Consider the following 18524-nt stretch of genomic DNA (forward strand, 5'->3'; position numbering starts at 1 on the left):
GTCCGTTCCTGCGGCCGTGCCGGACGCAGCCGCACCGTGATCTCCGTGATCACGCCGAGGGTGCCCTCGGACCCGACCATCAGGCCGGCCAGGTCGTACCCCGCTACGCCCTTCGCGGTTCGTCGGCCGAGCGAGACGACCTCACCGAGCCCGTTGACCACTTCGAGGCCGAGGACGTAGTCGCGCGTCACGCCGTACTTGACGCAGCACATGCCTCCGGCGTTGGTCGCGACGTTCCCGCCGATCGTCGACCAGGGCGAACTCGCCGGATCCGGTGGGTACCAGAGCCCGTGCTCCGCGCCCGCCGCCCGGAGATCGTCGTTGACCACTCCCGGCTGGACGACGGCCAGCCGCTCCGCCCTGTCGATGCGGACGATGCGGTTCATGTCCTCGAAGGACAGGACGATCGCCCCGTCCACGGCGTTCGCACCTCCCGACAGGCCGGTGCCCGCGCCGCGCGGAACCAGCGGGATGCGGTGGGCCAGGCAGTGCCGGACCACATCCCGGACCTCTTCGGTGTCCTGCGGACGCACCACGGCCAGCGGCGTTCCGTACGGGGCCCACTCGGCCTCGTCGTGCTGGTACCGCGCGAGGCCGGTCGGATCGGTGAGTACCCGGCGGGCAGGGATGTCGTCGACTGCTGCGTTCGCCACGGTCGTGGCCACCTCCTACAAAGATGTACTACCCACCATCATCGCGCGCAGGCCGGATCGGAGCCCCCTGATCCGGAGGTCATGAAATTGACGCGAACGGGTGACGGATCCCGATAAGGTCGACCGTCCGACAGTTCCGTACCCAGAGGACCTACGCACCGTGCCCGACAATGTCCAAGGCCCCGGCCACGACCGCACCGATCGTGCCGCGCTGCGCGCCGACTGCGCGAACTGTTTCGGTCTGTGCTGCGTGGCGCTGACCCTGACACGGTCCGCGGACTTCGCGATCGACAAGGACGCCGGGAAGCCCTGCCGGAACCTCCAGGAGGACTTCCGCTGCGGCATCCACACCGAACTGCGGACACAGGGCTTCCCCGGCTGCACCGTGTACGACTGCTTCGGAGCGGGCCAGAAGGTTTCCGGTGAGATCTTCGACGGACAGGACTGGCGCAGGGCCCCGCAGACCGCCCGGCAGATGTTCCAGGTGTTCCCGGTCGTGCGGCAGCTCCATGAACTCCTCTGGTACCTCACGGAAGCGCTGTCCCTGGAACCGGCGCGGCCCCTCCGCGCGGAGATCCGGCGCACCCTCGACGAGACGGAGCGCCTCACCCACCTCCCGGCGGACGCGTTCTCGGAACTGGACGTGGCCGGGCACCGCGACGTCGTGGCCGAACTGCTGCTCCGTACCAGCGAACTGGTACGGGCGACGGCGCCGCGCAGGAAGAAGCGTGACCACCGCGGCGCCGACCTCATCGGAGCCAGGCTCAAGGGTGCCGATCTGCGGGGCGCCGATCTGCGGGGCGCCTATCTGATCGCCGCGGACCTCACCGGTGCCGATCTGCGCCTGGCCGACCTGATCGGCGCCGACTTCCGGGACGCGGACCTGTCCGGCGCCGACCTCACCGGAAGCCTCTTCCTCGCTCAGGCCCAGCTCAACGCGGCCCGGGGCGACACGGCGACGAAGCTCCCGCCATCACTCGGCCGCCCCACGCACTGGGACCGGTGAATCCCGGCCCGGAGGCGGCCACCGACCGACGGCCGGGACGCACCACTGGCGGCCATGGACCATCCGCGCCACATCGGGACGAATCGGCCGGTGGGTCGGGGCACTGCGGACGTGTCCGGTTCGTTGCACAGTGTGGCGTACCCGGAACGCCGCAGACGACCGGACCGAGGAGTCCCGCACATGCCCAGCAGTACCGACCGCAGCCGCACCGAACCGAGTCGCACCGACGGGAACCGCACCCGCCTGGTCGAGCGCCTCATGGAGCAGTTCCCGCACGTGCCCCGGGAAGCCGTCATCAAGGAGGATCTGCTGCGCGGCGGCGTGGCGTTCGACGAGTCCGCGCTCAGCGACAACGAGGACGGTGACGTCAAGCCGAAGTCCTACTTCATCTTCTCGTTCGACCACGGCACCCTTCCCGAGCTGGGCGCGGCCGCACTTCGCCGTCCGCCGGAGGAGATCGTCCTCACCGGCGGTCCGTACGACCTGCGCAGGACCGTCGTGTCGGTGCGGGTCAACCCCGCGTCCCCGTACCGTGTCGCGGCCGACGACGACGGTGTGCTCGGGCTGTATCTCGACGGCCGGCGGATCTCCGACGTGGGTCTGCCGCCCATGCCGGACTACTACCGGCACACACTGGAGAACGGCAAGTCCGTGATGGAGGTGGCGCCCACCATCCAGTGGGGATACCTCGTCTACCTGACCGTCTTCCGGGTCTGCCAGTACTTCGGGGCGAAGGAGGAGTGCCAGTACTGCGACATCAATCACAACTGGCGCCAGCACAAGGCGGCGGGACGCCCGTACACCGGGGTGAAGCCGGTCGAGGAGGTCCTGGAGGCGCTCGCCATCATCGACAAGTACGACACGGCGAAGGCCTCCACCGCTTACACCCTCACCGGCGGGGCCATCACCTCCCACATCGGAGGCCGTGACGAGGCCGATTTCTACGGGCAGTACGCCAAGGCCATCGAGGAGCGGTTCCCCGGCCGCTGGATCGGCAAGGTCGTCGCCCAGGCCCTGCCCAAGGCCGACGTACAGCGGTTCCACGACTACGGCGTGCAGATCTACCACCCCAACTACGAGGTGTGGGACCGCCGGCTGTTCGAGCTCTACTGTCCGGGCAAGGAACGCTACGTGGGCCGCGACGAATGGCACCGCCGCATCCTGGACTCCGCCGAGGTCTTCGGCGCCCGCAACGTCATCCCCAACTTCGTGGCGGGCGTGGAGATGGCCGAGCCCTTCGGCTTCACCACGGTGGACGAAGCCATCGCCTCGACCACCGAGGGCCTGCGGTTCTTCATGTCGCACGGCATCACCCCGCGGTTCACCACCTGGTGCCCGGAGCCCACCACCCCGCTCGGGAAGACCAACCCGGACGGGGCGCCGCTCGAATACCACATCCGCCTGCTGGACGCCTATCGCGCGACCATGGAGGAGTACGGCCTCAGCTCGCCCCCCGGCTACGGGCCGCCCGGACCCGGACGCGCCGTCTTCTCCGTCAGCTCGTTCATGGACAGCCTTCCGGCCCGTCCGGAAGACGACCGGTAGTACCGGTCCGGTCGCCGGGCCCGGACCCGGTCCGGGCCCCGGCCGCCAGTTCGCCTACCACGCGCGCGAACCCCCGCACCAGGTTGTTGTCCGTGCCGTCGACCCAGGCGACGCGTGGTTCCGTACGCACCATCTCGGAGCGGAGGCCGGTCAGATCGCTGGGCAGCCGGACGAAGGCCACGTCGACCAGCCCCTTACGCAGAGCGGCGGCCTTCCTGCCCCCAGTCATAGCGCTTGGGCACCACGCACACGCGTGGGTGGCGCCGTGCGAACTCGGCCCGTGCGCGGGTGGTGAGTTCACCCGCACCGCTCGCCTCGAAGCCCACCCGCAGCACGCCCGTCGCCCCGCGCCGGTGCCGTTCCGCGGCGGCGGCCACCCGCTCGGACTGACGGACCGTGAGCAGAGCCTCGGCAACGATGTCGCGCCCGGCGGCGGTCGCGGAGACACCCCCGGCGTGCCGGCCGAAGAGCCGCACACCCAGCTCGGACTCAAGACTCTTCAACGCATAGGACAGAGCCGGCTGGCTGACGTACAGCCGCTGCGCGGCCCGTCCGAGGTTCTCCTCGTCGGCGATCACGGTGAGGTAGTGCAGCTGACGCCGCTCTGGCCGCAGGGGACACCGTCGTGGTCACGGCCCGCAGGCCCGAGGCGCTCGGCGATCTGGTCGCCGCCTACCCCGACCGGGCCGTGGCAGCCCAGTTGGACGTGACCGACACCGCACGCATCGCCGCGGTCGTCGCCGATACGGTGCTCCGGCACGGGCGCATCGATGTCGTCGTCAACAACGCGGGCCTCGGCCTGGTCGGGCGGTCGAGGAGACCACCGACCAGGAACTGCGGGACCTGATGGACCTGCATTTCTTCGGTCCCGCGGCGCTGGTCCGCGCGGTGCTGCCCCACATGCTCCGTCAGAGATCCGGCGCCATTGTGCAGATGAGCAGCATGGGCGGACGGTTCACCTTCCCCGGGGTCGGTGCCTACTCGGCGAGCAAATTCGCTCTCGAAGGACTGTCCGAGGCCCTCGCGGCCGAGGTCGCCCCGCACGGAATCAAGGTCCTGATCGTCGAACCCGGGTCGTTCCGGCCCGGGTTCGACGGGGGAGGGGCGCTCCGCCGGGCAGCCGAGATCCCCGCGTACGTGGCGACGGTCGGCCCCGTACGGACAAACCTCCCCGGCTCGGACGGCAAGCAGGAGGGCGACCCCGACAAGGCGGCTGCAGCCAATCTCACCGCTCTCGCCGCCGAGGAGACGCCGCTGCGACTGCCGCTCGGGAACGACGCGATCGACGCGATCCAGGCCCACCTCGAAGCGGCCCGCGCAGAGACTCTCGCCTGGGAGACGGTCAGCCGCAGCACCGACTTCGACGAATGAGAAGTGCGCCCTGCCGCACCTGACGTCAGGGCGCATGCGCCGGGCCCTCGGACGCGCGCCGGAGTGCGCCTGCGGGCCCACGACCGGCGCCGGGGCGCTCATCGGTGAGAGGCGCGCCGGGGATGACGGGTACGAACCCGACCGTCCCCGGCATCGGGGACGTCAGGCGCGCCACTCGGCCGTGCGCTCGGGGGACGCTTCGGCGAGCGCCTTGACAATTGCCTCCGCGTCGCCCTGATGACCGTAAACAGGCGTGCCGGGCTGCTGACGCCAGGACTCGTCGAGGCCTCCCGCGTCCACGGTGTCGAAACCCAGCTTGTCGATGAGCTCGCGCACGACCTGCTTGGCCGCCGCGTCGTCACCGGCCACCGGCAACGCCTGACGGCCGGGGCTGCCCTGGGGAAGGCCGTTGGAGAGGATGTCCTGTGCGTACGTCCCGTTGAACGCCTTGATCACCGGATGACCGATCTGCTCCTCGGTCCAGCGGCTCTCGGGCTTGCCGTCCTCGATCGCGGCGATACGGCCGTCGCGCTGTTGCGGATAGTAATTGCCCGTGTCGATGACCGCGACCGCGTCCGCGGCACCGTCGATCAGGCCGGCGGGCAGATCGGGGACGGCCTTGAGGGGAACGGTGACGACGACGACCTGGGCTCCCCGAGCCGCTTCAGCGGCGGTGACCGCGGTGGCTCCGGTCTCGTCGGCGAGCGCGGAGAGCGTCTGAGGGCCGCGCGAATTGGCGACGGAGACGTCGTGGCCCAGCGCCGTGAGGCGCCGGGTGAGGTTTCCGCCGATGTTGCCCGCTCCGATGATGCCGATCTTCATGGATCCGACCTTCCCATGGCGCCTGCGGTACGTGATGTGGTCTCGCGCATCATCAACTACCCGCCGCCGGTCCGTATTCCTGCCGTTGGAAAAGCGATTCGCCCATTCACCCGAAGGATGGGAACGAGTTGCTGCGGGCACCTACAGGAGGAGAACGGAATCACTGAGACCACTTGAAGGCGGTGCCCATGCTGCATGGCGTCGATGTCAGCTCCCATCAGTCGTCCTTCGACACGGACGGACTGGACTTCGTCTTCATCAAGGCCACCGAGGGACGTTCGTACATCAATCCGCATCTGGCGGCCCAGGTGAAACGTGCGAGGGACGCGGAGTGCGTGGTCGGCTTTTATCATTTTCTTTGGCCGGGAAACATCACGGCCCAGGCCGAGTACTTCGTGAGCAAGGCTCCCGAGAAGGCGGGCGATCTGCTCGCCGTCGACTGGGAGCAGAACGGCGAAGGCACGAGGGCCGGCAATGCCGAAAAGGACCGCTTCATTCGTGAGGTCAAGCGCCTGCGGCCCCACCACAAGGTTCTGCTGTACTGCAACCGCTACTTCTGGTTGAACCACGACACCACGTCGTATGCCGGGGACGGTCTGTGGATCGCCGACTATGTGACCGCGGGGAAGCCCAGGATCAAGGCATCCTGGCGTATTCATCAGTACACCGACCAACCGCTCGACAAGGACGTCGCCGCCTTCTCGTCGCGGACGGCCATGCGCGACTGGGCCCGGGGGTAGGCGCCGCGTCAGGGCGGTGAGACCGAGGACCGGACGCCGGAGCACGGACACGGCCATGACCGGATCAAGATGACGGGACGCAGGACGCGTGGCGCTGTGCACCTGGAGCGGGGCACCGCGCGTCGTGCTCCGGCAGGCACGGATGCGGGCATCCATGACGCGCTCCGATTGGTAGGTGAAAACCTATGATTGGTGTGGGCCTAAGATAGTGCCGATGAGCGAGACCCCGCCCAGCCTCCTGGGACTCACGACCTATCTGATGTCCAAGACCGGCAAGGCGGCGCGCGGCATGCTGGCAGCACGACTGGCCGAGCGAAATCTGCGGCTCTGGCACATGGCCGTGCTGTCGGCGCTCGTCGACTTCGGCCCTCACGTACAACGGGAGCTGGCATCGCGGCTCGGCATCGACCGGAGCGACATAGTCAAGATCGTGGACGATCTCTCGGTGGCCGGTCTCGTCGACCGGGCCCGCGACACCGGCGACCGCCGCCGGGTGACCGTCACGCCCACCTCGGCCGGCCGTGCGGCGCTCAGGGAGCTCCAGGCCGAGGCACTGACTGTGCAGGAGGCGCTGCTCGCACCTCTGACCGGGCCGGAACAGGCCCAGCTGGCAGCACTGTTGAGGCGAGTGCATGCCCATGTCCATGAAGGTCCCGCAGGGGCACAGCCAGGTCGCTGACCGATTCCCCGGGTCCGGTGCGGCACACTTCTCGGGTGACCACAGCCGCGGCTCAGCCGCCTCGCGACCGCGCGCTCGGGCGCGGAATCACCACCCTCATTCCACAGGCCGCCACGGCCACCCCGGCCGAACAGGCGGCGGCCGTACTGACGGCTATGCAGAGCGTTCCGGTGCGTGTGGGTGTCCTCCAGGCGGCCGTGGTCCTCCTGGAGGAGCGAGTACGCGCGACGGATGACGGCGCGGAGCGAGCGGCCGCCGCGACGACGATCGCCATGCTGCGCAGCGCGATCGGCCGGGCCGGCTGAACCGGGCCAGGAACCGGGGGAGTTGATCAGCGCAGCTCGTCGAGGAGCCGGGCGCACGCCTCGGGATGGTCCCGCCAGTACTGCCAACTTCCCTCATGGGAAAGGACGTCGGCGAGTGCCTCCGCCAGATCCGGACACCGGGGCCCGGCGATCTCCCGTACGACCACGACGGCCGCCAGCAACCCGTCCCGCCCGCCTTCGGCCAGATACCCGAGCGCGGCGGCAGGGTCCGCCGCGGCCGACGCGCGCGTGGCCTCCACCAGTGGCTGCAGCCACCGGGCCCACTGTCGGTACCGGCCCGTCCCGTCAGCCGGCACCTCCGTCTCCAGGCGCGGTGCCAGCGCTCGCGCGAGACGTCCGCAATAGTTCGCCGCACTTTCCGTGACCCATGGGTGTTCCGCGGTGAAGTGCTCCCAATCGGTCTGTACCCTCAAATCGTCGAACAACTGGGCGCCGACGGGGCGCAGGCCCTCGGTCCCGCCGAGAACGAAGGCCTCCCGCAACAGTTCGTAAACAGGTGGGGAGTGTTCCGCGAGCAGCACGGCATCGTACAGATCCTTGCCCTGCGGATACATGTCGGTGACCAGCCACAGCAACTTCCAGGCCAGCGACAGCTCGGGGGAGACGGCCCGCACGCGGCAACCCGGGCCGTCTCCCAGCGGCCGGAGTTCGGTGAGCACGGCGGGCGAGGGAAGGGTCTCGTTGAACACCACGTCGAGCTGCACGGTGCCGCCGGGCACCCCGTCCGCCGTCCACGGCAGCAGCATGCGCCGGCCCGGAACCCGGTCGTACGTCCAGATGTCCTCCGTCACCGTGCCTGCCGCGTCGATCCGGACGGGGCCACCGACGGCGGACGCTGCCGCGTCACGGGCGATCGTGCCGAAGAGACCCGAGGTCCGAGGGTCGTCCATGGCCCAGTCCCGGGGTACGAAGAGGAAGTCCAGATCACCCGGGTCGCGGGCGGCCTTACCGAACCATGTGGCCATCAATACGCTGCCACGCAACACCAGATGGCCGCTCCACGGGCCGTCCGCGATGGATGAGAGCACCGTGTCGAGTACGGTACGCCGCGCCCGATGCCAGGTGCGCCCCACCTCTTCCCCGCCATCGCCGAAGTCCGGTTCTCCTGCCCGGTAGGCATTGGCGAACTGCTTGAGAGCGGGTTCGAAGACCAGGGGGTGATTCATCCCGTCCGGTGCAGGCAGCAATGTGCCCGGAATCCCCGAGCTGCGTCGTGTCTTCTCGTCGAGGGGCGTATGAGGAACCCGTGGGGAGCCCTCCCACAACCTGGTCCAGGAAGCGGATTCGTCGGCGGAGGAAGTCATGGTGAGGCTCCTGCGGGAGAGTGCGCTGCCGTGCGCGAGACCCGTGGCGGGAGCTGAAGCATCGGGCACGCACGATCATCTGACGCGAGCATAGGTGTCCGCCCGGAGCGGAGGGAGGCGGGCTCGGTGGGGGCGCCGTGGCGCGAAGGACGCACCTCTGACCGGGACCGGAAACATTCATTGGCATGGACCTGATAGGCGAGCTGCGTTACAGTCCGTTGCGGCACACTCTGAGAGCGCTCTCAGGTGAGAGCTCCCGGACGCCTGCTGTTCCTCCCCCACGATGCCGGAACAACAGAAGGGCCATTGCCTTGAGATGTGTGAACGCACTGCGTACGAGCCTGGCTGCCGCGCTGGTTGTCGGAGCCTGGGCGACCGTGGGTCTTGCCTCGGGTCCCGCGTCCGCCGCCGCGGCGGACTCGCCTTCCATGACACCCCGTTCCGCGACCGATGAAGCGCCGGCGTCCGCAGGACTGCTCTCCGCCATGCAAAGGGACCTCGGCCTGACGAGAAGTCAGGCCAGGGCCAGGCTGGCTGCGGAGAAGACGGCAACCGCCGTACAGGGCAAGGCGCGACGGGCCGCCGGATCGTCCTATGCCGGCTCCTGGTTCGATCCGGCCACGGGCAGGCTCACCGTGGCCGTCACCGACAGCCGGAAGTCGGGTGACGTCCGAGCGGCCGGCGCGTCCGTCGAGCTGGTACGCCACAACGCACGGCAGCTCGACGCGACCAGGATGCGGATCGACAGGCTGACCGCGCCGGACGGTGTCAGCGGCTGGCACGTCGACCCGAAGGCCAACCGCGTCGTCGTCGACGTCGTCGCTCCGGCAGCGGGTGACAACGATGTCCGCGAGTTCGTCGAACAGGCCCGCAGGGCCGGTCCCGTACTGGTGAATCAGACACCAGAGGCACCCAGGACCTTCGCTGCCGGAACCGTGGGCGGCGATCCCTACTACACGGGCAATGTCCGATGCTCCATCGGCTTCTCCGTGTACGGCGGTTTCGTCACGGCAGGACATTGCGGACAGGCAGGTGCCGCGGTCAGCGGATGGGACCGTTCGGCCATCGGCAACTTCCAGGGGTCGTCCTTCCCCGGTGACGACTACGCCTGGGTCAGCGTCGGCAACGGTTGGTGGACCGTCCCCGTGGTCCTCGGCTGGGGCACCGTTTCGGACCAACTGGTGCGGGGCTCCGCGGAGGCGCCCATCGGCGCCTCGATCTGCCGTTCCGGCTCCACCAGCCACTGGCACTGCGGCAATGTGCTGGCCACGAACGAGACCGTGAACTACAGCCAGGGTGCGGTCTATCAGATGACCAAGACGAGTGTCTGCGCCGAGCCGGGAGATTCGGGAGGTTCGTTCATCAGCGGTGACCAGGCCCAGGGAGTCACCTCGGGTGGCTGGGGCGACTGCACCGGCGGCGGGGAGACCTGGCACCAGCCGATCAATGAGATTCTGAACCGGTACGGGCTGACCCTGCACACGGCCTGACGGTACCCGGGAGCCGGCCGGACCCGGTCCGCCCGGCGCCCACTGCGAGGGGTCTGTCGCGACACGAGCTCCATTGCCCGCTCGCGGCAGACCCTTCTCGTGGCGCGCGTGCACTCAGGAGGCTGCGGCCTCAGTCAGTTCGACGCCCGGGTGCCCCGTGTCGCGTGTGCAATCGTGACGGGAACCGCGAAACACACTCACCAAGTGCAGTCGGCCCGAAGGTCGTTGATGCTGTCGGCGAGTTCGGCCGGTCGAGTGGGCCACCCGGTCGTGTACCAGTGAGCGATGCGCCAGGCCAGTCGCCGGGGCCACACCGGGGTGGTGGGCAGCTGGTCGACCGGAATCCACGTGGGCGTTCCACCGTAGTTGTCGAGTTCCGCAGGCGCACCGATCTCGCCTTCGGCATGCAGCAGGAAGTAGTGCTCACGGCGATTGTCCTTCCAGACACGGGCCACTTCCCTGACCACTTCGCCGCGCAGGCCGGTCTCCTCCCGCAGTTCGCGGATCACCGCAGCGTGCAGAGTCTCGCCGTCCTCGACGCCGCCGCCCGGAATCTCGTAGAACGGGTGCCCGTCCTCCTCGAAGCCGATGAGCAGCATCCGCCCCTCACGAATCACCACCGCGCCGGCCCGGACCCGCACCGGATCGGCAGCCGCCGGATCATCCCAGAGGGCCATTTCCCGCGCCGGACTTCCCGTCACCCAGTTCCGCAGCACGGTCTCCGCGGTGCCGACGGGCCGGATCCGCGCGTGCAATGCCTCGGCCAGGGGGAGCGAGCACCGCGAACTGTCCGGCACCCGGCCATGGCGAGGGAAGCAGTAAGCTCCGTCCTCACCAGGCTCTTTGGCCACGACGAGGCCGGCTTCGTCGAACTGGACGTTCAGCAGCAAGGGTTCGTCGGTCATCCGTGAAGACTAACCGCCGCCCTGAGCGCACTGAGCAAATGACGGAGGCAGCCGAGGCTGCGAAGTCGTCAACGATCACATGATGCCGCGCACCGGTCCGGGCCTGATCGACGAACGGCGGGCGTTGCCCACGAGATCGACGCTGAACGCCCTCAGGACTCCGCGCGGGCACGCCATTCGTCGAACTGCTCGGGTGTGCGGACGTGGTCGTCCAGGACCGACCGGTAGATGTCGACGCTCTTCACGGACTTGCCGTACTCGGCACGGTCTGCCCAGGCCCGCTTGACTTCGAGAATCGCCGCGCGGGTCTCGGAAGTGAGACGCGGAGGCATTGCCTTGACGTGGGCGAGGTCGGGCTGCCGGTCGGGTTCGTCGACGAACCAGATGTCCAGTGTCCAGTCCTGACCTTGCACTGAGCGACACTCCACACCGAGATAGAGCCCGTCGGGGTAGTCCGGGTCGGTGTTCCACTCACCGGTGTCGTCGCGGAACCGGACCTGCCGCACCCGCTGGTGCTGTGCCAGTTGTGCGCCGATGCCGGCAACGGTCTCCAGGGTCCGCGGGTCGAGCTGCGGGCAGATCACCGTTACGTCCAGGTCGCGACGGACCATCAGACCAAGGGCGTAACTTCCCACCCGCACCGGTCGGCCGACCTCGGGCAGCAGTGCGTCCAGCCGTAGATCGGCGCTGACCCCGTCCGCCGCGGATCGCAGTGTGTCCTGTTGTCGCAAGAGTTCCTCTGTCACCGTCACACAACCAGTCTTCCAGAGGGCGGGAACCGGGTATTCCGGCGAAAGCCCCTTGCGCCCATGGGCATGCGGATGCCTCTCGCTCTCCAGCCTTCAAGCCCGGTCCCGTGCGGTCCGGTGCGGTCCCGTGCAGTCCCGCGCGGCGAGCGCTGCCGGTGGCAGAGAATGTGTGTATGACCCGACCCAGAATCCGTGTTGCCGCATACGTGATCCGGAATCGTGCCGTACCCGAGTTATTGGTGTTCGACCACATCGGAATGCCGGCAGCCGGTACCCAGGTGCCCGCCGGCGGAGTGGGACCGGACGAAGATATGGAACACGCCGTCCTGCGAGAGGTCGCGGAGGAATCCGGGCTTTCGTCAGCCACCGTGGTCCGGAGGATCGCCGTGGAGGACAAGCCGCACCCCGATACGGGACAGCCGCGCAGGACCACCTTCTTCTTCCTCCGAGCATCGGCCGACACCCCTGACACGTGGGAGCACCAGGTCCGAGGAGACGGCGATGACGCCGGCCTCACCTTCGCCTGCCGCTTCCTCCCGCTTCCTCTGAAGCGACCGTTGGCGGACGAACAAGATGCCTGGCTGGGCCACATCGATCCGCTCTGGACCACCATGCCCGGCTACCGCGACTGACCCGGCGGCGGACGCGGCCCCGTCGCCGTCCACGTCCACATCCACCTCCACTGATCCCGACGGATGGGGAGTCGTGGTCCGGTGTCGCGACTGGTGCCGGAGCGGGGCGATGTGACGGGGCATCGGGAACGCCGCGCCGCTGCGTCACTGTCGTCTGTATTCTCACTCGCTCAGGAGACAGCAGGACGGGGCACCCCGGGAGGCTGCCGGTCCGGCGCACCGGTTCGACGAGCTGGAGCACATGAGGAGCTGTGATGAGCGCGGAATCCATACGTCGCCAGGCGAATGCCGAGAGCATGAGGAGCATCCCCGGCGGGGAGATCGTGCTGCGGGACGAGGGGACGAGGACGGACTGGAAGGTAGAGGTCGCTGCCTTCCGACTGGCGCCGTACCCCGTGACCCGCGAGCTGTACCAGGCGGTTCGAGGAGAGTTGCCCGCGAGTTCGGCCGGTCCACGTACACCGGTGACCGAGATCTCCTGGAACGAGGCTGTCCGGTTCTGCAACCTGCTCTCGCAGGCGATGGGACTCCGGCCCTGCTACTCGACGGGCGACGGCCCCGACGGGCTGGACGTGGACTGCGACTGGCAGGCCGACGGCTATCGGCTCCCGTCCGAGGCGGAGTGGGAGTACGCATGCAGAGCCGGAACCTCCGGCGACCGCTACGGGGACCTGGACGAGATCGCCTGGCACCGCGGGAACTCCGGCGACGAAGTGCACGACGTCGCGACCAGGATGCCCAACGCGTGGGGGCTCCACGACATGATCGGCAACGTGTGGGAGTGGTGCTGGGACCTCTACGACCCCGAGGTCTACGGCCCGTACCGCGTATTCCGTGGCGGGGGCGGATTCGACCGGCCCCGAGGCTGCCGCGCATCGTGCCGCCGCAAGAGCCACCCCACGTTCCGCATCGACGACCTGGGGTTCCGGCTCGCCCGAACGCTGTGAACCGGTGACACTCCCGACACCCGTGGTGGCCTGCTGTTCAGCACCGCCGAACACCGGCGAGCAGGCCGGGAAGCGTGAGGTTGCCGCCCTTCGCCGGGCAGCCGCGCCCCACGGACACGGTGATGCCGAGCGTGGTATCACGGCCCTGCCCGCCGTTGCGGCCGGTTCGACACAACGGCTCGGGAAACGCCCACCGTCCCCGGAGCCGTTGGGTGCTCCGGGGACGGCAGGGGGTAGCTGAAATTACGGCGTCGCATCCAGGTCGCGAGCGAGGAGCGCGGCCAGCTCCTCGACCGCGGTCTCCGCGCCTTCGCCCTCCGCGGTCAGCACCACCGAATCGCCGTGCTGGGCCCCGAGGGCGAGAACGGAGAGCAGGCTCCGGGCGTCGACCGCGCTCTGACCGTCCCGGCCGATCGTCACCTTGACCGGATGCTGGGCAGCGGCCTTGACGAACAACGAGGCCGGGCGGGCGTGCAGACCACTGCGGGAACCGACGACGACGGTGCGCTGATGCATGGTGAACTCTCCTGTGGTGGTGGCGGGGTGGAGATGCGGGTTGCTGGGGAATCCGTCAGGCGGCGACGGAGATCTCGGGCTCCGCGGTCGCCTGTGCGGATGCCTCCGTGTTCCGGCGCATGCCCTTGAGCAGGACGACCAGGGCGGTGGCGACCGTCGTACCGGCGGCGATGGCCAGCAGGTAGAGGAACGGATCCCCGATGAGCGGCACCACGAAGATGCCACCGTGCGGGGCCCGCAATGTGCAGCCGAAGGCCATCGAAAGCGCACCGGTCACCGCGCCGCCGGCCATCACCGACGGGATCACCCGGAGCGGGTCGGCCGCCGCGAACGGGATCGCGCCCTCGCTGATGAAGGATGCGCCCAGGACCCAGGCCGCCCGGCCGTTCTCCCGTTCGGTCTTGCTGAACAGCCTGCCGCGCACGGTGGTCGCGAGTGCCATGGCCAGCGGCGGCACCATACCGGCGGCCATCACCGCGGCCATCACCTTGAGGCTGCCGGGCGTCGGGTCGGCCAGACCGCCGACCGCGAAGGCGTACGCCACCTTGTTGAGCGGCCCGCCCATGTCGAAGCACATCATCAGCCCGAGGACGATGCCGAGGATGATCGCGTTCGAGCCGGAGAGCCCGTTGAGCCCGTCGGTCAGAGCGCGTTGGAGGGATGCGATCGGCTTGCCGACGACGATGAACATCAGGAAACCGACGACCGCCGAGGCGATCAGTGGAATCACCAGCACCGGCATGATGCCCCGAAGGGTGGGATGGACCTTCACCCGTTGGATCGCCATCACCACCGCACCGGCCAGGAGACCGGCCGCGAGGCCGCCGAGGAAGCCCGCGTCGATGGTGAGTGCGATGGCGCCGCCGACGAAGCCGGGAACGAGCGCGGGCCGGTCGGCCATGCCGTACGCGATGTACCCGGCCAGCACCGGCACCAGGAAGGCGAATGCGGCGGTGCCGATCTGGTTGAGCAGAGCCGCCCAACTGTCGGCCTCGCCCCAGACGAAGTGGTCCGCGACGGATTTCGCACCGGTTATCTCGTAGCCGCCGATGGCGAACGACAGGGCGATGAGCAGCCCGCCCGCCGCGACGAACGGCACCATGTAACTGACGCCGGACATCAGATAGGTCCGCAGCCGGATTCCGAAGTGGGCGTGGTCACCGCCGGTCGCGGCTCCACCGTCCCGCTGAGCGGCGCCGGCCGCGATGGTGCTGGTCTCGCCGCGCTCCGCCTTCTGCCTCGCTTCGGCGATCAGCTCGGCTGGGCGGTTGATCCCCGCCTTGACCCCGGTGTCGACGATGGGCTTGCCGTCGAACCGGGCCTTCTCGCGCACCTCGACGTCATGCGCCCAGATGACCGCGTCGGCGGAGGCGATCAGCCCGGGATCGAGCCGCTCGAACCCGGCCGAGCCCTGCGTCTCGACATCGAGCACCACGCCCTCGGCACGGGCCGCGGCTGCCAGCGCTTCGGCCGCCATGTAGGTGTGGGCGATACCGGTCGGACAGGACGTGACGGCGACGATCCGGAACGGTGCGGCGGCGGCCGGCGCGGCGCTGTCCGCGCCAGGGTTGTCCACCGGTACGTCATCCGGGGGCGAGGCCTGCGGAGCCGAGTCGGCCGGGTGGGTCTCCTTGCCGCGGATGAGGGCCGCGGCCGCGCCGGCGTCGCGCTCCGCGCGCAGCGCGCCCGTGAAGTCCGGGTCCATCAGCCGCCGCGCCAGCGCGGAGAGGATGGTGAGGTGGTCGTCGTCGGCTCCGGCCGGCGCGGCGATCAGGAAGATCAGATCGGCGGGGCCGTCCGCCGCACCGAAGTCGATGCCCGAACCGCTGCGGCCGAACGCGAGCGTGGGCGTGGTGACATGCTCGCTGCGGCAGTGCGGGATGCCGATGCCGCCGTCCAGACCGGTCGGCATCTGTGCCTCACGGGCTGCGACATCGGCGAGGAAGCCGTCGAGGTCGGTCACCCGGCCCTCGGCGACCATCCGCTCGGCGAGCGACCGGGCAGCGTCGTGCTTCGTCTCGGCGGACAGATCGAGATCGACCAGTTCCGCGGTGATCAGTTCACTCATCGCGGGGCTCCTTGCTCGTGGACCGTTCTGCGGGCGGCGGGGGACACTCGGGGCGGCGGGCTGGGTCGCGGATGCGCGGCAGTCATGAAGTCGGCTCCGTCAGGGGTCGGTCCAGAGGGATTTCGGTGGTCGTGGTGACCGCCGACAGATCGAGATCGGCCGGGGTCGGCATGACGCTGCCCGGCAGCTGTACGGCCGCCGCGCCGTGGGCGACCGCCGCGGCGAGCGCGGCCGGGCCTCTTCCGCCCGCGGCGAGGAAGCCCGCGAGGGAGGCGTCGCCCGCTCCGACGTTGCTGCGGACCGTCTCCACCCGGGCGCTGCCGAAGTACGTATCCGCACCGTCGACCAGCAACTGCCCGTCGGCCCCGAGGCTGGCCAGAACGGAGCGGGCACCGCGCTCGCGGAGTTCCTCCGCCGCCTTCACGGCATCGCCCACCGTCGCCAGCGGGCGACCGACGGCCTGGGCGAGCTCCTCCGCGTTCGGCTTGATCACATCGGGGTGCTCCCGCAGCGCCGCGGTCAGCGCCGCGCCGGAGGTGTCGAGGGCGATCCGGGCCCCGGCCCGGTGGCTCCGCGCCACCAGCTCGGCGTACCACTGCGGCGGCAGTCCACGCGGCAGACTGCCGCAGCAGGCGATCCAGTCCGTGGCCGTCGACCTGGTCTGTACGGCATCGAGCAGGGCCTCGGCCTCGGCCGCGGTGATCTCCGGGCCCACCGCGTTGACCTTGGTGAGTGTTCCGTCGGGCTCGACGAGCGTCACATTGATACGGGTGCTGCCGACGATCGGCACTCCGGCCGCCTCGATGCCGTGCTCACTCAGCAGCCGGGCGAGCAGCGCGCCCTCGGGTCCGCCGAGCGGTGCGACAGCGATCGTACGGTGGCCGGCCGCCGCGACAGCGCGCGAGACGTTGATGCCTTTGCCGCCGGGGTCGACCCGGTCGTCCGTGGCCCGCAGCACGGCTCCGCGAGTCAGCTCGGGCAGCTCGTACGTACGGTCGAGGCTCGGATTGGGGGTGACGGTGAGGATCATGCGCGTACTACTTCCGTGCCCAGGCTCTCGATGGCGAGGGCGTCGTCGGAGCCGAGTCCGGTGTCGGTGATGAGCAGATCGACCTGGGTGAGATCGCCGAAGCGGGCGAAGTGCTCCTGGCCGAACTTGGCGGAGTCGGCCAGGAGCACGACCCGCCGGGCGGCAGCGATCATGGCGCGTTTGACGGCGGCCTCGGCCAGGTCCGGCGTGGTCAGGCCACCCTTCGGTGAGAAGCCGTTGGTGGCGAGGAAGACGACGTCGGCGTTGATCTCGCTGTAGGCGTTCAACGCCCAGGCATCGACGGCGGCGCGAGTACGGTGCCTGACCCGGCCGCCGACGAGGTGCAGCGCGATGCCGGGGTGGTCGGCGAGCCTGGCGGCCACCGGCAGCGCATGGGTCACCACGGTCAGGTGGGCGTCCAGCGGGATGGCCGCGGCCAGCCGGGCGGCCGTACTGCCCGCGTCGATGATCACGCTGCCGTCGGTGGGGAGCTCACCGATCGCGGCTGTCGCGATGCGTTCCTTCTCGTCGATGGCCACTGCATCGCGCTCGGCGAGGTCGGGCTCGAAGTCGAGCCGCCCGGCCGGGATCGCGCCACCATGGACGCGCCGCAGCAGCCCGGCCCGGTCGAGACTCTTCAGATCACGCCGTACGGTCTCGGCGGTGACCTGGAACTCCTCGGCCAGGGACAGCACGTCGACCCGGCCGCTCTCGCGGGCGAGGCGGAGGATGGCTTGCTGCCGCTCCGGTGCATACATGTTGTTTTGGATCCGTTCCATGCCTGAGTGTGTGGTTTGGTGGTCAGATTACGCCCGTGATTCGGGGATGTAAATAGATTCGGACACATACGGGCCTGAACGGAAACATCGCACCGGGATCGAGATCGTCGTATCACCGGGCGCGTCACACGGCCGGTGGGTGCGGCGACTCCTGGCATCACGGGAGGCGGAGCGTGCTGGGTGTACGCCCTGCCCCGGGTCCGGATCGGCATGTCGGACCCTCTCTGTAGGGTGCCTGGCGTGAGTGACGTGTACGAGTTGGCGATATCGGTCGATCTGCGGGACGAACTCTCCGAGCAGGAGCTCGCCGAGCTGCGCTGGCATCTGGGAATCGGGCCGCAGCCGGAGCGCCTGTCCATCGTGACCGCGTTCCCGATCGTGGTGGTGGACGAGGCGGGGGACCCGGTGATCGAGGACGAACCTCGTCCACTGCTCGCCGGCAACGGTGCGGCCTGGCGGGTGGGCGGTGTGCTGGGCTCGGCACTGGCCGACCGCGCGGACCTGCCGCGGAAGGGCTGGTCGCTGACCTCCCGGCAGGAGATCCACCCGGACGAGTTCGAGCAGGTCGGCGAGCTGCTGTGCTGGCTTGCGGCGCGAGTTCACGACGCCGACCGGCTCGCGGGCGATGCCGTTCCGATCGGCGGTTTGAGGCATCTCGAAGCCCTGACGCCGGATGCGATCGAGGTTGTGAACGGGCAGATCGCGTGGCCGGCCTAGGGTCTTTCGTTTGGATCAGGCCGGACCCCGCGAGCCGGGCGTGATCCAAACAAAAGGCCCTCAGGGCTGTCCCGTAACCCCTGGCGGGCGTGCGACGACAGCTATGGCGCCTCGCCGCGTCCTTGCGATGCACCGCATCTGACGCCGCACGCTGATCCACCAGGGATTAGGGGACAGCTCTTGGCTGTCGAGCGGGCCGGGGCCGACCGGGCCCCGCCCCGTAGGACGACCCGCCTTGGCTGACT

The 18524-nt window shown here is 69.4% G+C and carries 19 protein-coding genes and 1 pseudogene; 10 read left to right on the forward strand and 10 right to left on the reverse strand.

Annotated features, from left to right (window positions below; genetic code table 11):
• Nucleotides 1–653 (reverse strand): FAD-binding oxidoreductase (locus tag ACFV8T_RS29650; protein ID WP_385333469.1); only part of this gene is annotated, 653 nt, incomplete at its 3' end.
• Nucleotides 654–813: 160 nt separating this feature from the next.
• Between ACFV8T_RS29650 and ACFV8T_RS29655 the strand changes: the two genes are divergently transcribed.
• Both ACFV8T_RS29655 and ACFV8T_RS29660 read left to right on the forward strand, forming a co-directional pair.
• Nucleotides 814–1659 (forward strand): pentapeptide repeat-containing protein, encoded by an 846-nt coding sequence (locus tag ACFV8T_RS29655; protein WP_385333471.1) that lies wholly within the window; start codon nt 814–816, stop codon nt 1657–1659.
• 180 nt (nt 1660–1839) lie between these two features.
• Nucleotides 1840–3204 (forward strand): radical SAM protein, encoded by a 1365-nt coding sequence (locus ACFV8T_RS29660; RefSeq protein WP_385333474.1) that lies wholly within the window; start codon nt 1840–1842, stop codon nt 3202–3204.
• Between the two features lie 194 nt (nt 3205–3398).
• On the opposite strand, the gene ACFV8T_RS29665 is transcribed toward ACFV8T_RS29660, so the two are convergent.
• Nucleotides 3399–3782: a LysR family transcriptional regulator gene (locus ACFV8T_RS29665; RefSeq protein WP_385333477.1), complete on the reverse strand. Its 384-nt coding sequence runs from the start codon at nt 3780–3782 to the stop codon at nt 3399–3401.
• Between the two features lie 26 nt (nt 3783–3808).
• On the opposite strand from ACFV8T_RS29665, the pseudogene ACFV8T_RS29670 reads away from it, so the two are divergent.
• Nucleotides 3809–4575, forward strand: a pseudogene (locus tag ACFV8T_RS29670) (SDR family NAD(P)-dependent oxidoreductase).
• A 162-nt stretch (nt 4576–4737) separates the two neighbouring features.
• On the opposite strand, the gene ACFV8T_RS29675 reads toward ACFV8T_RS29670, so the two are convergent.
• On the reverse strand, nt 4738–5433 hold the full coding sequence (locus tag ACFV8T_RS29675) for an NADPH-dependent F420 reductase (RefSeq protein WP_385333795.1): 696 nt from the start codon (nt 5431–5433) through the stop codon (nt 4738–4740).
• A 152-nt stretch (nt 5434–5585) separates the two neighbouring features.
• Here ACFV8T_RS29675 and ACFV8T_RS29680 point away from each other — a divergent pair, with 152 nt between their 5' ends.
• The 3 genes from ACFV8T_RS29680 to ACFV8T_RS29690 all read left to right on the forward strand — a co-directional run bounded on the left by ACFV8T_RS29680 (nt 5586) and on the right by ACFV8T_RS29690 (nt 7121).
• On the forward strand, nt 5586–6137 hold the full coding sequence (locus ACFV8T_RS29680; RefSeq protein ID WP_385333480.1) for a glycoside hydrolase family 25 protein: 552 nt from the start codon (nt 5586–5588) through the stop codon (nt 6135–6137).
• Nucleotides 6138–6351: 214 nt separating this feature from the next.
• Nucleotides 6352–6816: a MarR family winged helix-turn-helix transcriptional regulator gene (locus tag ACFV8T_RS29685; protein ID WP_385333483.1), complete on the forward strand. Its 465-nt coding sequence runs from the start codon at nt 6352–6354 to the stop codon at nt 6814–6816.
• Nucleotides 6817–6851: 35 nt separating this feature from the next.
• Nucleotides 6852–7121 carry a hypothetical protein gene (locus ACFV8T_RS29690; protein ID WP_385333486.1) on the forward strand — a complete coding sequence of 90 codons (270 nt, stop codon included), beginning with the start codon at nt 6852–6854 and terminating at the stop codon, nt 7119–7121.
• Nucleotides 7122–7147: 26 nt separating this feature from the next.
• Here ACFV8T_RS29690 and ACFV8T_RS29695 read toward each other — a convergent pair whose 3' ends face one another.
• Nucleotides 7148–8308: a nucleotidyl transferase AbiEii/AbiGii toxin family protein gene (locus ACFV8T_RS29695; protein WP_385333489.1), complete on the reverse strand. Its 1161-nt coding sequence runs from the start codon at nt 8306–8308 to the stop codon at nt 7148–7150.
• A gap of 467 nt (nt 8309–8775) precedes the next feature.
• Here ACFV8T_RS29695 and ACFV8T_RS29700 point away from each other — a divergent pair, with 467 nt between their 5' ends.
• Entirely contained in the window at nt 8776–9936 is a 1161-nt protein-coding gene (locus ACFV8T_RS29700) for a S1 family peptidase (protein ID WP_385333798.1), read from the forward strand.
• A 197-nt stretch (nt 9937–10133) separates the two neighbouring features.
• Here ACFV8T_RS29700 and ACFV8T_RS29705 read toward each other — a convergent pair whose 3' ends face one another.
• Together ACFV8T_RS29705 and ACFV8T_RS29710 are read right to left on the reverse strand one after the other, a co-directional pair.
• Entirely contained in the window at nt 10134–10841 is a 708-nt protein-coding gene (locus tag ACFV8T_RS29705; protein ID WP_385333492.1) for an NUDIX domain-containing protein, read from the reverse strand.
• A gap of 152 nt (nt 10842–10993) precedes the next feature.
• On the reverse strand, nt 10994–11593 hold the full coding sequence (locus ACFV8T_RS29710) for a hypothetical protein (RefSeq protein WP_385333494.1): 600 nt from the start codon (nt 11591–11593) through the stop codon (nt 10994–10996).
• Nucleotides 11594–11763: 170 nt separating this feature from the next.
• Here ACFV8T_RS29710 and ACFV8T_RS29715 point away from each other — a divergent pair, with 170 nt between their 5' ends.
• Nucleotides 11764–12222, forward strand: a complete 459-nt coding sequence (locus tag ACFV8T_RS29715) for an NUDIX domain-containing protein (protein ID WP_385333496.1) — start codon at nt 11764–11766, stop codon at nt 12220–12222.
• Between the two features lie 254 nt (nt 12223–12476).
• Entirely contained in the window at nt 12477–13169 is a 693-nt protein-coding gene (locus ACFV8T_RS29720) for a formylglycine-generating enzyme family protein (RefSeq protein WP_385333498.1), read from the forward strand.
• 243 nt (nt 13170–13412) lie between these two features.
• Here ACFV8T_RS29720 and ACFV8T_RS29725 read toward each other — a convergent pair whose 3' ends face one another.
• The 4 genes from ACFV8T_RS29725 to ACFV8T_RS29740 form a co-directional block, all read right to left on the reverse strand.
• Nucleotides 13413–13685, reverse strand: a complete 273-nt coding sequence (locus tag ACFV8T_RS29725; RefSeq protein ID WP_385333501.1) for an HPr family phosphocarrier protein — start codon at nt 13683–13685, stop codon at nt 13413–13415.
• Nucleotides 13686–13740: 55 nt separating this feature from the next.
• Nucleotides 13741–15753: a fructose-specific PTS transporter subunit EIIC gene (locus tag ACFV8T_RS29730; protein ID WP_385333503.1), complete on the reverse strand. Its 2013-nt coding sequence runs from the start codon at nt 15751–15753 to the stop codon at nt 13741–13743.
• Between the two features lie 82 nt (nt 15754–15835).
• Nucleotides 15836–16783, reverse strand: a complete 948-nt coding sequence (gene pfkB / locus ACFV8T_RS29735; protein WP_385333506.1) for a 1-phosphofructokinase — start codon at nt 16781–16783, stop codon at nt 15836–15838.
• The gene (locus ACFV8T_RS29740) at nt 16780–17541 is read right to left on the reverse strand and encodes a DeoR/GlpR family DNA-binding transcription regulator (protein WP_385333800.1); all 762 of its coding nucleotides are present in this window, start codon (nt 17539–17541) and stop codon (nt 16780–16782) included. Before ACFV8T_RS29740 ends, pfkB begins: the two co-directional genes overlap by 4 nt.
• Nucleotides 17542–17802: 261 nt before the next feature.
• On the opposite strand from ACFV8T_RS29740, the gene ACFV8T_RS29745 reads away from it, so the two are divergent.
• A complete protein-coding gene (locus tag ACFV8T_RS29745; RefSeq protein ID WP_385333508.1) occupies nt 17803–18279 on the forward strand; it encodes a hypothetical protein in 477 nt (158 codons plus the stop codon).
• The last annotated feature ends 245 nt before the right edge of the window (nt 18280–18524 follow it).

The sequence above is a fragment of the Streptomyces sp. NPDC059832 genome (assembly GCF_042731715.1).
In the GTDB taxonomy this organism is placed as follows: domain Bacteria; phylum Actinomycetota; class Actinomycetes; order Streptomycetales; family Streptomycetaceae; genus Streptomyces.

Excerpts from the sequence above, each read along its gene's own strand:
- ACFV8T_RS29740 (WP_385333800.1), bottom strand. The coding sequence starts at position 17,541 with ATGTATGCACCGGAGCGGCAGCAAGCCATCCTCCGCCTCGCCCGCGAG.
- ACFV8T_RS29720 (WP_385333498.1), top strand. The coding sequence starts at position 12,477 with ATGAGCGCGGAATCCATACGTCGCCAGGCGAATGCCGAGAGCATGAGG.
- ACFV8T_RS29715 (WP_385333496.1), top strand. The coding sequence starts at position 11,764 with ATGACCCGACCCAGAATCCGTGTTGCCGCATACGTGATCCGGAATCGT.
- ACFV8T_RS29660 (WP_385333474.1), top strand. The coding sequence starts at position 1,840 with ATGCCCAGCAGTACCGACCGCAGCCGCACCGAACCGAGTCGCACCGAC.
- ACFV8T_RS29730 (WP_385333503.1), bottom strand. The coding sequence starts at position 15,753 with ATGAGTGAACTGATCACCGCGGAACTGGTCGATCTCGATCTGTCCGCC.
- ACFV8T_RS29725 (WP_385333501.1), bottom strand. The coding sequence starts at position 13,685 with ATGCATCAGCGCACCGTCGTCGTCGGTTCCCGCAGTGGTCTGCACGCC.
- ACFV8T_RS29680 (WP_385333480.1), top strand. The coding sequence starts at position 5,586 with ATGCTGCATGGCGTCGATGTCAGCTCCCATCAGTCGTCCTTCGACACG.
- ACFV8T_RS29705 (WP_385333492.1), bottom strand. The coding sequence starts at position 10,841 with ATGACCGACGAACCCTTGCTGCTGAACGTCCAGTTCGACGAAGCCGGC.
- pfkB (WP_385333506.1), bottom strand. The coding sequence starts at position 16,783 with ATGATCCTCACCGTCACCCCCAATCCGAGCCTCGACCGTACGTACGAG.
- ACFV8T_RS29695 (WP_385333489.1), bottom strand. The coding sequence starts at position 8,308 with ATGAATCACCCCCTGGTCTTCGAACCCGCTCTCAAGCAGTTCGCCAAT.
- ACFV8T_RS29685 (WP_385333483.1), top strand. The coding sequence starts at position 6,352 with ATGAGCGAGACCCCGCCCAGCCTCCTGGGACTCACGACCTATCTGATG.